Consider the following 13019-nt stretch of genomic DNA (forward strand, 5'->3'; position numbering starts at 1 on the left):
TTGTCGGCGACTCGGCAACCTCGGATCGAACGCATGACCTGCGCTCGGACTAAAGTTGTGGTCTGGGCGGTTGCAGCGGTCGGATAGGGTGTTCCGATCGCGGCGTGGAGAGGTGGTGGCATGACTCAGCATCTTGGCGAGGCGAATGTCGAGCAATCGGCGGGCGCCCCGCAGTCGAACGGTGCGGCCACCCCGGATGCATCGAAGCCCAAGCCGCAGGTGAGCGGCACTTCTGCGGCGGCGCGCCAGCCCGGTACCGCGGCTGCCGTCCCGACCTCCGCATCCCGGCGGGTGCGCGCCCGCCTGGCCCGGCGCATGACCGGTCAACGCGGTATCGCGGCGGTCAAACCGGTGCTCGAACCGCTGGCCAGCGTGCATCGCGAGCTGTACCCGAAGGCGAACCTCAACCTGCTGCAGCGTGCCTTCGATGTCGCAGACGAGCGCCACGCCCACCAGTTCCGCAAGTCCGGTGACCCCTACATCACGCATCCGCTCGCGGTCGCCAATATCCTGGCCGAACTCGGCATGGACACCACCACCCTGGTCGCGGCGCTGCTGCACGACACCGTGGAGGACACCGGCTACTCGCTCGAGCAGCTGACCCAGGATTTCGGCGCCGAGGTCGCGCATCTGGTCGACGGCGTCACCAAGTTGGACAAGGTCAACCTGGGCGCTGCCGCCGAGGCCGAGACCATCCGCAAGATGATCATCGCGATGGCGCGCGACCCGCGTGTGCTGGTGATCAAGGTGGCCGACCGCCTGCACAACATGCGCACCATGCGCTTCCTGCCGCCGGAGAAGCAGGCGAAGAAGGCCAAGGAAACCCTCGAGGTGATCGCGCCGCTGGCGCACCGCCTGGGTATGGCCACGGTCAAATGGGAACTCGAGGACCTCGCGTTCGCGATCCTGCACCCGAAGAAATACGACGAGATCGTGCGACTGGTCGCCGATCGCGCGCCCTCGCGCGACACCTACCTGGCGCGGGTGCGCGCGGAAATCGTCAATACCCTTGCGGCGTCGCGGATCAACGCGATAGTCGAGGGCCGCCCCAAGCACTACTGGTCGATCTACCAGAAGATGATCGTCAAGGGTAAGGACTTCGACGATATCCACGACCTGGTCGGCATCCGCATCCTGTGCGACGAGGTCCGTGACTGCTACGCGGCGGTCGGCGTCGTGCATTCGCTGTGGCAGCCGATGGCGGGCCGGTTCAAGGATTACATCGCCCAGCCGCGCTACGGCGTCTACCAGTCGCTGCACACCACCGTCGTCGGCCCGGACGGCAAGCCGCTGGAGGTGCAGATCCGCACCCAGGACATGCACCGCACCGCCGAATTCGGCATTGCCGCGCACTGGCGCTACAAGGAAACCCGCGGCAAGCACTCCAATGACTCCACCGAAGTCGACGATATGGCGTGGATGCGGCAACTCCTCGACTGGCAGCGAGAGGCCGCCGACCCGGCGGAATTCCTGGAATCGCTGCGCTTCGATCTGAAGTCGCCGGAGATCTTCGTCTTCACTCCGAAGGGTGATGTGATCACGTTGCCGCAGAAGTCGACTCCGGTCGACTTCGCCTACGCGGTGCATACCGAGGTCGGGCACCGCTGCATCGGCGCGCGGGTCAACGGCCGACTGGTCGCATTGGAACGTCAGCTCGAAAACGGTGAGGTCGTCGAGGTATTCACCTCGAAGGCGCAGAATGCCGGACCCAGTCGCGACTGGCAGAACTTCGTGGTCTCTCCGCGCGCGAAGGCCAAGATCCGGCAGTGGTTCGCCAAGGAGCGCCGCGAGGAAGCGCTGGAGAGCGGTAAGGAGCAGATCTCCAAGGAGGTCCGCCGCGTCGGGCTGCCGCTGCAGCGGTTGATGAGCGTGGACGCGATGACCGCGGTCGCGCATGAACTGCACTACACCGATATCTCCACGCTCTACACCGCCGTCGGTGAGCACCAGGTGTCCGCGCACCACGTCGTGCAGCGGTTGATGGCACAGCTCGGCGGCATCGGCGATGTCGAGAACGAACTCGCCGAGCGCTCCACGCCGTCGACCACCCCGGCCCGCCAGCGCGTCACCGGTGATGCTGGCGTACTGATTCCCAACGCGACCGGCACGGTCGCCAAACTGGCCAAGTGCTGCACCCCGGTGCCCGGCGACGAGATCATGGGCTTCGTTACCCGCGGCGGCGCGGTCAGCGTGCACCGCACCGACTGCACCAACGCCGGTTCGCTACGTGAACAGGCCGAGCGCATCATCGACGTGGAGTGGGCGCCGTCGCCGTCCTCGGTATTCCTGGTGGCCATCCAGATCGAGGCCCTCGACCGCACCCGGCTGCTCTCGGATGTGACCAAGGTGCTCGCCGATGAGAAGGTCAATATCCTGTCCGCCTCGGTGGCCACGCACGGCGACCGGGTCGCGATCAGCAAGTTCACCTTCGAAATGGGCGATCCGAAACACCTGGGCCACTTGCTGAATGTGGTGCGCAACGTGGAAGGCGTCTACGACGTCTATCGTGTGACCTCGGCCACCTGATCGCTCCGGTCGAGCACGCTGAACATCGCCGGAGGGCATATCCGGCGCATCCGTAGGGATCGGCGCGATGGCCTGGTGCATGCGGTCCGCCGATCACCGGAATGCGATGTCCACGTTGATGATTCGAATCGCCGAGCGGGCGACCACCAGTTGCCGGGTGATTCCGGCGATCGGAAGTTTGTCGGAATATCGGTGACGGCACGCCGCGAACTGCCATCTGTCCGACGGCGGTTCGCGCGGACTTTTCGTCGAACCCGCAGGAAGAGTCGGAATCTGTTACGGTCTATTGCGTTTCATGGCGTTTTGGTTGGGTGCGGCAACACGAATTGATTGCGGATCGCTATGACGAAGTACACGGCACGGATGTCGGGAATGCTGGTCGCATTCACCGTTGCTGTGGTGACCGCGGGAACCGCCGTGGCGCAACCGTCCGATCCCGTTGGCCCGACGACGAATATCGCCATCGGCACCTGTCCGGCACTGTACGCGTTGGGAATTCAGGGCACCGGCGAATCGTCGCCCGATGCCGCACCGACCACCGATACCGGCATGCTCTCCACGGTCTTCATGCCGATGCTGGCCAAGGCGTCGCAGCCCGGATTGGTCGATCGGGCCTACGTCCCTTATGAATCCGGCTTCGGCGGCGCGACCGCCGGTGGTGCAGCGTCGTATGCGGAGTCGGTGACCGGCGGATTGGCTCGGCTGCGTTCGATGGCCAAGGATGTCGCAGACCGCTGTGCCGAGACCCGTTTCGCGATCGTCGGCTATTCGCAAGGCGCGCATGTGGCCTCGATGTTCGCCCAGGAGGTCGGGCAGGGCCACGGCGTGATCACGCCGGACAGGGTCGCGGCGGTCGCCCTGTTCGCCGATCCGACCCGCAATCCCGGTGCGCCGCTGTTTCCCGGCTCGCCGGGCAAGGCGACCCCCGATCCCGCGCCGGGTACCTCGGGCGATCAGATCGCGTCCATCGCGGCACTGCCGCAGGAACCGGCCAGCGGCGGCGGCATCGGACCTGAACGCGATAAGGCCGCCAACTTCGCCGCGCTGACCGGCCGCGTCGCCAGTTTCTGTGCCGCAGGCGATCTCGCGTGCGACGCGCCGGAGGGTGCGCCGATCCTCAAAGCGGTGGCCAGTATCGCGGGACAGACCAAGTTGAGCGGTGGCGATCCGATCGCCTCATTGGTTTCGATCGCGCAGGCGCTGGCCTTCACCTCGATCAAGACCGCAACCGAGGTCGTCAACCAGGACGTCCAAGGCAACTCGGTGGCGAATCTGTCGATCTCGCCCAAGAAGTCGATTTCCCAGCGCCTCGCCGACGCCGCTGACCCGCGAACTCCGCTCGATGCCCCCGCGGCACTGCGGGCACTGCTGAGGGTCGGCACGATCGGTCTGAACGCCGTCGTGACGGTGGTCAAGGCGGTCATCAACCCGGCGACCATCACTCAACTCGCCACCACAGGCCTGTCCGACCCGGTCTCCGGAATCCTGCTGCTCGGCACGAAATTGTTGGGCGCGCTGCCCCAGTTGGTGCCGCCGACGACCGGTGTCCGGCTGGTCACCCAGGCCTTCGACGCGGTTGTACAGAACATCACCGACAACAGCGACCTGCTCAATGTGACGACCTGGGTGCGGTATTGGGACACCGTCCAGCGCCACGGCGCCTACGGCACCACGGCCGTGACCGCCACCGGTGCGGCGCCCACCCGATTCGTCGCCGACTGGTTCGCCGCGGTGGCACACGATCTGGCCGACAAATTCGGCGGCGGCGCGGTGCCGGAGGGCGGGAACGCCAAGCCTGGTACCGGATTCTTCGGACAAACTTCCGGCGCGTCGACTACGCCGAATACCTCCGGTACGGGACAATTTCCGTTTGGGACAGGAGCCGATGGCGCGTCATCCGGCGGCGCAGCGTCGGCTCGGCCCACCGTAGTACCCGGCACCGCAAACAACACCTACCCGTTCTCCACGAACTGATCGCAGAGAGGGTCCGATGATGCATCACGTGCCTCGCGCTGCGGGAATGGGGGAATGTTGAAGTCGTACAAACAGCTGTCGCGCTGGTACGGCGCGCTGGAGCCGGAAGCGGATGTATCCACCCCGCAGCAGGACGAGGCGGAATTGCGGATGCCGAGCGACGAGGACGGCCCGGCCCGGTATCCGCACTACATTCGCGAAGAGGATCCCGACGAAATGCGTGCGCGTAACGAGGTTCCGGCCGATCTGGGCTCCAATCGCAGCGAATTCACCGGTGGCTGGTCGGATTGGGTCGCCGGACACGCCCCCGGCCCGGACGACGACTACGTCGGGCCGCGCGATGGCGAACTCGTCCAGTTCCCGTGGCCGGAGGACGAATACGACAACAGTCGCATTTCACGCGCCGAGCGGGCGACGCGAGCGTTGCGCCAGGAGGCACGCGATCACCCATCCGCGCGTCGAGCCCGGGTGGCCGCGGTGCTCGTCGTGGCCGTGCTGCTGCTGGCGGCTGCCGCCGCTGGCGCGATCTATCTGCTGCGTTCCTCCGGTGATCACGGCGCCGCGGCACCGCTCGTGCCCTCGATGCAGTTCACCGCGGGCAGCGTTCGATCCCAGGGCATTTCGGATTGCCCAACCGAACGCGCCGACCGCATCGTGCGCAGTGCCGAACCCGGTGGCACCGATTCCGGACCGGACGCGATCCTGGCATTTCAGTACGCCTACTACGTGGAACGCTCCGGCGAGCGAGTCCGGGCGGTTGTCGCACCGGATTCGAATATCTCCGCCGCCGAGGTGATCCAGCACGGCATCGACACCGTTCCGATCGGCACCACGCACTGCGTGCGGATCCAGACCATCACCGAGAACCGGTATTCGGTCGAGGTCACCGAGTACCGGCCCGGCGGCGCGCCCGCCACGTACAACAAGCAGACCGTCACCACGGTGATGGTCGGCGGCCGCACGCTCATCACGGGCGTTGCGGCCGGATGAGTAGGGAGAGCTGATAGCGATGGGAGACGACTGGAGCCGCTGGCTCGATGAGGCGCCCGATGCGGGTGATTCGTCGGACCGGCATGCGCCATCCAAGGCTCCGGTGGTGCGACTGCGGCGCAGCAAGCGCGGTGAGACCGAATCTGCGGAACCGACGCAGCGTTCGATTCTGGTGGTCGGTGGCTGTGGTGGTGCAGGGACGACAACCACGGCATTGGGCCTGGCGGGTGAGTTGGGCATGGCGGGCACGCCGACGGTGGCGGTGGACGCGACCGCGGCGGGCAGCGATCTGGCGCTACGCGGAGCCGACGAGCACCTGCATCCGATCAGTCTGCAGTCGTGGTTGTACGGACGTGGTGGCGATGAACCGGCGCCGTTGAAGGAGTGTCTGTCGCAGGCGAGTTCGGGCATCGGACTGCTGTGGCGCGACGCCGCGCCATTGCGTCGGCGTGCCACATATCTCACAGTCGCGCGCGGAATCTATGACGCCGGGTACACCGCGGTCTACGACGGCGGCAACCCGATTGCCGGACGGCAGCTGCGGCCGTTGCTCGATGACGCGGATGTCGCTCTGGTGCTTGCCATTCCGGCGCGCGCCGATGCCGCGAACCGGCTCCGGGTCACCCTGGAATGGCTCGACGACCAGTTCGGCGACTCGGCCGAGGGACAGGGCGGCGGTATCGTCGGCGATACCACAATCGTTGTCTCACACCAGATGTCGGGTGCGGACTCGCATGTTGCCGACCATTTGCGCGAACATCTGTCCGGCTGGGTTCGCGACATCATGGAGATTCCCTACGATCCGCATTTGGCGCGCGGTGAACTCGTGCGCCACGCATCGCTGGCCGCCGAGACGCGCCGTGCTTATGGGCGGCTGCTCGCCGGAGTGGCATCATGACGGCCGCCATGAAACTTCGCCGTCGAACCGAAGCCGCTAGAGCCGGTGTGGTCGCCCCGCCGGAATCTCGTCGTGCACCTATCTGGGACCGCCCCGTACCCGGCGTCGGCCGAGCTCCGCTGTGGTGGCTGCTAGGTGTGCACGGCGGTGCGGGAGCCAGTACCCTCGCGCATGTGCTTGCGCCCGCGGCGGATTCGGGCCGCCGCTGGCCCGGCGTCTTCGACCGTGAATCCCCTTTCGTCGTATTGGTGGCCAGGGAAACCATTACCGGGCTCACCCGCGCGCATGACCTTCTGCGCCAATACCATTCGGACTTCGCCGGATCGTGTGAGGTGCTCGGTCTGATCACCGTCGCCGCACGTCCCGGTCGCCTGCCCGCCGAGATCCGCCGCTACCGCGATGTGGTCGGTTCGCTCGCGGGCCAGGTCTGGCAGATCCCGTGGTACGAGGAATGGACTCTGGTCGAGCCGGAGAAACTGCCCATCTGGACCCCCGGCGACGAGATTCCGCCGAAAAAGAAAAAGATCGACCCGCTCGAGGAAGTTCCGCTCGAAGTCCGCGAACTCGGCGCCGATATCGTTGCGGTGGTACGCGAAAACCTGGATAGCAGTACATCTTTCGAGGAGGGCCACCGATGAGCCTGACACTGACCGCCGGACCGGACCGTTGACGACAATTTCAACCCAGAAAGGCAGCCGATGAGCATGATTCTCCTCGCCGTGCAGGACACGTACGGCACTGTCCTGGCTCAGGTCGGTAACCCGACCCCGGAGGCGCCTCCCGGCTCGGAGAAGATCTTGCAGCTGGTCCGGTATCTCACCTGGTTCGTATTGCTCTCCGGAATCTGCGGAATCACCTACGCGGGCGGCAAGTTCGCATGGGAGAAGTGGACAGGTGGTGGACTCGAGTCGCCGAAGATGGTGGCCGGAGCCATGATCGGCGGGGTGGTCGCGACCAGCGCGGGCACCATCATGAACGCCGTCATCGGAACCTGATGTCCGCGATGTCGACCGTGCGAATGTCCGCGGCGGAACTGCTCGCCTACAAGCAGATGCCCGCCGAAGTGCTGCAACCGCTGATGCAGCTGCTGAACTGGTTGCTCTGGTTCGTGCTGCTGGTGTGCCTGGCGTGGATGATCGTGTCCGCGGGCCGCCTGTGGATCGCATTCCGGAGCGATCTGGCGATGAACGACGCCTCGCACGGCGTTTTGATGAGTCTGCTCGGGGCAGCGGTGGCGAGTACGGCCTCGGGGATCGCGTTGGCGTTCCTGCCGACGTGAACCGGGATGGGGACGGCCCTGGCATGAATTCCACACCGCTGGCGACCGCTCGCCGGTCGCGCGCAACAGCAGAGCGCGAGCACGCGCGAAACCACCTCATCGCGCCGCGGCGGCGCATCCGCACTCCCGCTGCGGGTGTGTTCAGTGCTGCCATGCTGCTGGCGACGGTCGGCTGCGGCGGCGGTGACGGCGATTCCGGCCCGAACCTGTCGGCCGCGCCGACTCAGGTGCGGTGGCAGCCGTTCCAGGGCGTCGCACTTCCGAACGCCGCGCAGGGGCCCAAGAAAACGGCCAACGGCGCCGCAACGGGTTTCGAGCAGTCACCGAGCGGTGCGGCCCTCGCGGCGATCGTCCACACGGTGCGATTGTCGATCGCCGCCGACAGTCAGTGGCCCGATATCGTGCGCCTCGAGGTAGTGCCGGACAAGGCGAGAGATGAGTGGTCGGTGAACCGCCTGCAGCTCTCGATCACCGGCCCGGCATCGCCCGAATACGCTCCGAGACTGCTGGGTTACAAGATCACCAGCTACACCGACGCGGCATCGGCCGTCGATGTCTATACCGAATATTCCGACAGCTCCAAGGCGGTGAATCACACCACCGTCGAGTGGTTCGGCAACGACTGGAGGTTACGGCTGCCCGACCAGGACCCGACCGCCCGGCCCATTGAGTCGGTCGATGAATTACCCACGGACATAGTAAAATTGGAGGCACCGGCATGAGCGAAAAGGAGTCGTACCCGCGCGATCGCGTCTCCTTCGGTGTCATCGCATCCGCGGCCGTGGTGGTGCTCATCGTCGTGGTGGGCATATTCGTCTTCATCGGGCGGGACGATTCGGGTTCCGGCGGCGACAAGGCTGCCGCCGCAACGGGTTCCGGCGCGGACGGCTTCGCGACCCCCGAGGTGGATATTCTCGGCAGACGCGTCGATATCCCGAACAATTCTGCCGGACAACCACTTCCGCAGGATCCGACCCGCCAGCGCAAACCGTCCGACGCGGACTGGTTGACCGCCGCCCCCGAGGGCACCACCGCACCGCACGGCTGGCAGCGGGTCTATGGCGCCTCCGTCCCGTTCTCCACCTCGGACGGACCCACCCGCATCGAAGACGGTCTGGCCGTTGGCTATTCGCACACCCCACAAGGCGCGGTGCTCGCGGCGGCCCAGATCACTTACCGCCTCAACGCCCGCCCCGCCCACCGCGACCTCTACGTCCGCCAGGTGCGCGTCTCGGCCCAGCAGATCGCCGCCTATGACAAGGCACTGTCCCAGGACAAGCTGCCGGAACAGCAGCCGGAGAAGGTAACTCGGTATTTCGTTGCCTCGGATGCGTTCAGGGTTGAGAACTATGCGGATGATCTGGCGATCATTCAGTTCGCTTCGCGTGGCCCAGTGGTCGACGGCAAGCAGCTGTGGGCGGCTCTGCGATTGGTCATGGTGTGGGATGCGGGGGACTGGCGACTGAAGCCCGCTACCACGAACACCACGCAGACCGAGTATGTCGAATCCCTGAACGGGTGGACGAAATGGTGAGCCTGGGGCCCGGCTCGGGTCCGGCACGTAACCGTTCGCCGCTCGCGGTGCTCGGCGTCGGCGCGCTGCTCGCGGTGGTCGTCGCGGTCGTGGTGACCGTGGTTGCGATGCGGGACAACGCCGTTGGCGGCGACCAGGTATCGAAGACCGGGACGAGTTCGGAGAATGTGCCCGAGACCGGGGCGGCGGGCTTCGGCAATCCGGACGTCGATATATTCGGCCGCCGAGTCGATGTGCCCGACAATGGCATAGGCGTTGTGCTGGAACAGAATCCCGCACTGCGACAGCAGCCGGGTGGGCCGAATTGGCAGACCGCGGCACCGCAGCCTGCCAGTGGTCAAGGCGTGTGGCAGCGCGTGTTCGGCGGACCTGTGGTGCGGTTCTCCACCTCCGATGGTCCGGCACGCATCGACGGCAAGGCAGCCGTCGGATTCGCCCACACTCCGCAGGGCGCGGCCCTGGCGGCCGAGCAGATCTACTGGCGCACCAATGCCAACCCGCGCGACCGTGATCTGCTACTGCGGCTGGTCGAGGTCACGCCGCAATATCTGGCCGATTACGACCGACTCGTGGCCGAGGGCAAGGTCTCGGATCGACTGCCGGACAAGTTGAGACCCTTGCTGTTCGCTTCGGATGCATTCCGAATCGAGAGCTATACCGAAGATTCAGCGATCGTCCAGTTTGCGAGAAAGGCCCGAGAAACAGCTGATGGCCAACCAACATGGGTCGGCATGCGCCTGGCAGTCGTATGGCGCGAAGGCGATTGGAAGCTCACGGCGGTGAGTGGACAGCAGCAAGTCCAGATCGATTCCCTGCGAAGCATCGAGGGGTGGACACAATGGTGAGGCGTCTAGTCACGATTTTCGCGGTCATCTTCACAGTGATGATCGCGACACCGACGGTGGCATACGGACAGACCTACGGTTTCGACGACACGTGCAACGAACTGCACGACACCCTCGACAATGTCGGCCTGCCAGGGGTATCCCTCGGTGACGCCGCGTCGGCGGTATGCAAGGCGGGTAACGCCGCATCACATCCCAGCGGCGTCGCGAACGCGATCAAGGACAAGGCCTGGGATTCGACCTTCGGCAAGGTCGTCGATTCGCTGATGAACGGCCTCGGCCAGGCCATCATCCTCGCATTGACCTTCTGGATGAAGGTCCCCAACGAGGCGGCCAGCGATAACGGTTCGTTGTTCGTGAAGATCAACGATTACACCTATCAGGCGCAGATATTGCTGCTGATAGCCTCGGTGATCCTGTCCGGCGCCAGACTGGCCGAAGCCAGACGCGGCGCCGCGATGAACGAGGCGGCCGAATCGTTCCGCATGTTCGCCCGTGTGGTTTTCAGCTCCTGGATGCTCGGCGCCGTCATCGTCGCCGGTACCCAGGCCTCGGATCGCTTCTCCGAGTGGATCATCAACGATTCGACCGATGGCAATGCCAAGGACCTGGCCGAGCTGATGGTGAAAACCAGTAAGCTGCAGGCGTTTTCGCCGGGTCTGGTGCTGATCATCGCGATCGTCGGATTGCTCGGCGCGCTCGCGCAGATCGTGCTCGCCATCGTCCGGCAGGGTCTGCTGCTCATCGCGGCGGGTGTGCTGCCATTGGCGGCGGCCGCGTCCGGTATGAATGTCGGCAAGCAGTCCTATCAGAAGCTGATCGGCTGGATCATCGCGTTCATGCTCTGGAAGCCGGTGGCTGCCATCGTCTATATGATCGCGTTCACCACTGCGGGCCATGTTGATTCGCTGACCGATACCGGCGGGCTGCCCGAAGGTGAACAGGCACAGCGGATGTTGGTCGCGATCGTGCTGCTGTGCAGTGTCGCGTTCGTACTGCCCGCGCTGATGCGACTGGTGACGCCCGCGGTCGCGATCGTGGGCAGCGGCGGTTCCGGTCTCACCGCGACGGGTGGAACCCTGATTGCGGTAGGCGCTTTGGGTGCGATGGGTACCAAGGCCGTTTCGGCCAAGGGTGCCGCACCGGGTTCGGCTGGGTATGTCAGCGGTTCGTCCACCGGTCCGCGGCCCCCGGGCGGCGCTGGCGGTCCGCGCGGTGGCGGTGGCGCTCCGCGTCCGGTCCCGCCGCGCGGTGGCGGTGGCGGTGGCGGTGCCGCGACGGGCGCACCTCCGCGCGCCTCCGGCCCGCAGGGCGGGGCGGGAGTACCGTCCGGAGCGTCCAGGGCGGCGGGTGCGATCGGTGCGGCCCGCGCCGCGACCGCGCCGCTGACCCGCGCCGATGAGGCCATGGGTGATGTAGCTGGTGACCGCTGGGCGAATCGTTCGCCCGACCTCGGGAGGAGCACCATTCCGCGATGACGATGACGAGCGATCCCTACGAGCGCCGCTCGTACGGGCTGTGGCAGAAGCCGCGCAGCGCAGGCCTTTTCGGTCTGCGCTGGGAAGAGACCGTCATCGGCTTCGTCGTCGTGATCACGGCCCTGATCTGCGCCATGGTCGGCGGGTTCCAATGGGGTCTGATCGTGGGCGGCACCGGCGTTGTCGTGATGGTTCCACTGGTGTGGCGGACCGGGGGCCGCTCCGGATACGAGAACGGATTGATGATGTTCAACTGGATGCGCTCACGCAGCCGCGGCGAGCATGTGTACCGAGGTGGCCGGTTCTCGCGGATTCCGGGCGGTGTCACCCGGCTACCCGGTCTGCTCGCCCCCTCGAAGCTCTATGAGGGCATCGATGCGGGCGGCTACAGCTTCGGCATGATCCACCTACCGCAATTCGCCCAGTACACAGTGGTTTTGCGGGCGTGGCCGCAGGGCCACGAGGCCGTCGATCAGCCGGTCATCGATCGCTGGGTCTCGGCATGGGGCACCTTCCTCGCCTCGGTCGGCCAGACCAGTGACATCGTCGCCGTGGTTCCGGTGATCGATACCGTGCCCGAAACCGGCAACCGGCTGCTCACCGAGGTTTCCACTATCACCCGGCCGGAGGCACCGGAACTGGCGCAGCAGGTGATGTACGAACTCGCGACCGAACTACCGCAGGAACGGGTGCAATTGCTGCCGCGGGTCGCGATCACCTTCAAGGCGACCACCGCCGAGCGGCGCAAGAATCCCGCCGAGGAGGCCGTCGAGATCGGGCGCAGACTGCCGGGCATCTGCGCCGCGCTCGCCGAGGCGGGCGTGCGCGCCCAGCCCATGTCGGCCGATGAGGTCATCTCGTTCATCCGGCGCAGCTACGACCCTGCCTCGCAGGCCGATCTCGAGGTCGCCGCCGGCGAACCCGAAGGGCACGGGCTGGATTGGGCCGATGCCGGACCGGTCTCGCACGACGAGAAGTGGGATCATCTGGTGCACGACGGCGGTCGCTCGGTCACCTGGGAGATGGACGCCGCACCCGAGGGAGCGGTGGACGAGCGGGTGCTGCAGCGGCTGCTGGCGCCGAATCCCGAAGTGCCGCGCAAGCGCATCGCCATCGTGTACCGTCCGCATTCGGCTGCCGACGCCGCCGAAATCGTCGATGACGACTTCAAGAACGCGCTGGTGGCACAGCAGAGCGAACGGGGTGTCGTCTCGGCGGCCGCGACCCTGCGGGTGGGCGCCACCCAGCAGGCCCGTGAGGAACAAGCCCGGGGTCACGGTGTGACCCGCTTCGGGGCGCTGGTGACCATTACCGAGCCCCTACGCGGCGACCTGCCGCGTATCGAAGCCATAACCCGCGACCTGTCCACACAGGCGCGGTTGAAGATCCGGCGGTGCTACCGCTATCAGGCGGCGGCCTTCGCGGCCTCGCTCGGTTGCGGGGTGATCCTGCCGGAACACGCGACAATTCCGAAAGCCTTGGCGGGGTGAGCGAT

12 protein-coding genes are annotated in these 13019 nt (G+C 66.1%); all 12 read left to right on the forward strand.

Annotation, left to right across the window (positions count from 1 at the left end):
- The first annotated feature begins 120 nt into the window (after nt 1–120).
- Nucleotides 121–2526, forward strand: coding sequence for a RelA/SpoT family protein (locus tag ABZW16_RS00875; protein WP_354950741.1), 2406 nt, complete (start codon nt 121–123; stop codon nt 2524–2526).
- A 342-nt stretch (nt 2527–2868) separates the two neighbouring features.
- On the forward strand, nt 2869–4500 hold the full coding sequence (locus ABZW16_RS00880; protein ID WP_354950743.1) for a cutinase family protein: 1632 nt from the start codon (nt 2869–2871) through the stop codon (nt 4498–4500).
- Between the two features lie 54 nt (nt 4501–4554).
- Nucleotides 4555–5490, forward strand: coding sequence for a hypothetical protein (locus ABZW16_RS00885; protein WP_354950745.1), 936 nt, complete (start codon nt 4555–4557; stop codon nt 5488–5490).
- 19 nt (nt 5491–5509) lie between these two features.
- On the forward strand, nt 5510–6388 hold the full coding sequence (locus ABZW16_RS00890; protein ID WP_354950747.1) for a hypothetical protein: 879 nt from the start codon (nt 5510–5512) through the stop codon (nt 6386–6388).
- Entirely contained in the window at nt 6385–7026 is a 642-nt protein-coding gene (locus ABZW16_RS00895; protein WP_354950748.1) for a hypothetical protein, read from the forward strand. Before ABZW16_RS00890 ends, ABZW16_RS00895 begins: the two co-directional genes overlap by 4 nt.
- Nucleotides 7027–7086: 60 nt before the next feature.
- Nucleotides 7087–7383 (forward strand): hypothetical protein, encoded by a 297-nt coding sequence (locus ABZW16_RS00900; RefSeq protein ID WP_040692318.1) that lies wholly within the window; start codon nt 7087–7089, stop codon nt 7381–7383.
- Nucleotides 7384–7391: 8 nt separating this feature from the next.
- Nucleotides 7392–7667 carry a hypothetical protein gene (locus ABZW16_RS00905; protein ID WP_354950750.1) on the forward strand — a complete coding sequence of 92 codons (276 nt, stop codon included), beginning with the start codon at nt 7392–7394 and terminating at the stop codon, nt 7665–7667.
- Between the two features lie 23 nt (nt 7668–7690).
- Nucleotides 7691–8389: a hypothetical protein gene (locus tag ABZW16_RS00910; protein WP_354950752.1), complete on the forward strand. Its 699-nt coding sequence runs from the start codon at nt 7691–7693 to the stop codon at nt 8387–8389.
- The gene (locus ABZW16_RS00915) at nt 8386–9201 is read left to right on the forward strand and encodes a hypothetical protein (RefSeq protein WP_354950753.1); all 816 of its coding nucleotides are present in this window, start codon (nt 8386–8388) and stop codon (nt 9199–9201) included. The genes ABZW16_RS00910 and ABZW16_RS00915 overlap by 4 nt, the downstream gene beginning before the upstream one ends.
- A complete protein-coding gene (locus ABZW16_RS00920; RefSeq protein WP_354950755.1) occupies nt 9195–10046 on the forward strand; it encodes a hypothetical protein in 852 nt (283 codons plus the stop codon). Before ABZW16_RS00915 ends, ABZW16_RS00920 begins: the two co-directional genes overlap by 7 nt.
- Nucleotides 10040–11524: a hypothetical protein gene (locus ABZW16_RS00925; RefSeq protein ID WP_354950757.1), complete on the forward strand. Its 1485-nt coding sequence runs from the start codon at nt 10040–10042 to the stop codon at nt 11522–11524. Before ABZW16_RS00920 ends, ABZW16_RS00925 begins: the two co-directional genes overlap by 7 nt.
- Nucleotides 11521–13014, forward strand: a complete 1494-nt coding sequence (locus tag ABZW16_RS00930; protein ID WP_354950759.1) for an SCO6880 family protein — start codon at nt 11521–11523, stop codon at nt 13012–13014. The genes ABZW16_RS00925 and ABZW16_RS00930 overlap by 4 nt, the downstream gene beginning before the upstream one ends.
- The last annotated feature ends 5 nt before the right edge of the window (nt 13015–13019 follow it).

The sequence above is a fragment of the Nocardia sp. NPDC004604 genome (genome assembly GCF_040609795.1).
GTDB lineage: Bacteria > Actinomycetota > Actinomycetes > Mycobacteriales > Mycobacteriaceae > Nocardia.

Coding starts and splice junctions, on each gene's coding strand:
- ABZW16_RS00875 (WP_354950741.1), top strand. CDS start 121: ATGACTCAGCATCTTGGCGAGGCGAATGTCGAGCAATCGGCGGGCGCC.
- ABZW16_RS00880 (WP_354950743.1), top strand. CDS start 2,869: ATGACGAAGTACACGGCACGGATGTCGGGAATGCTGGTCGCATTCACC.
- ABZW16_RS00885 (WP_354950745.1), top strand. CDS start 4,555: ATGTTGAAGTCGTACAAACAGCTGTCGCGCTGGTACGGCGCGCTGGAG.
- ABZW16_RS00890 (WP_354950747.1), top strand. CDS start 5,510: ATGGGAGACGACTGGAGCCGCTGGCTCGATGAGGCGCCCGATGCGGGT.
- ABZW16_RS00895 (WP_354950748.1), top strand. CDS start 6,385: ATGACGGCCGCCATGAAACTTCGCCGTCGAACCGAAGCCGCTAGAGCC.
- ABZW16_RS00900 (WP_040692318.1), top strand. CDS start 7,087: ATGAGCATGATTCTCCTCGCCGTGCAGGACACGTACGGCACTGTCCTG.
- ABZW16_RS00905 (WP_354950750.1), top strand. CDS start 7,392: ATGTCGACCGTGCGAATGTCCGCGGCGGAACTGCTCGCCTACAAGCAG.
- ABZW16_RS00910 (WP_354950752.1), top strand. CDS start 7,691: ATGAATTCCACACCGCTGGCGACCGCTCGCCGGTCGCGCGCAACAGCA.
- ABZW16_RS00915 (WP_354950753.1), top strand. CDS start 8,386: ATGAGCGAAAAGGAGTCGTACCCGCGCGATCGCGTCTCCTTCGGTGTC.
- ABZW16_RS00920 (WP_354950755.1), top strand. CDS start 9,195: ATGGTGAGCCTGGGGCCCGGCTCGGGTCCGGCACGTAACCGTTCGCCG.
- ABZW16_RS00925 (WP_354950757.1), top strand. CDS start 10,040: ATGGTGAGGCGTCTAGTCACGATTTTCGCGGTCATCTTCACAGTGATG.
- ABZW16_RS00930 (WP_354950759.1), top strand. CDS start 11,521: ATGACGATGACGAGCGATCCCTACGAGCGCCGCTCGTACGGGCTGTGG.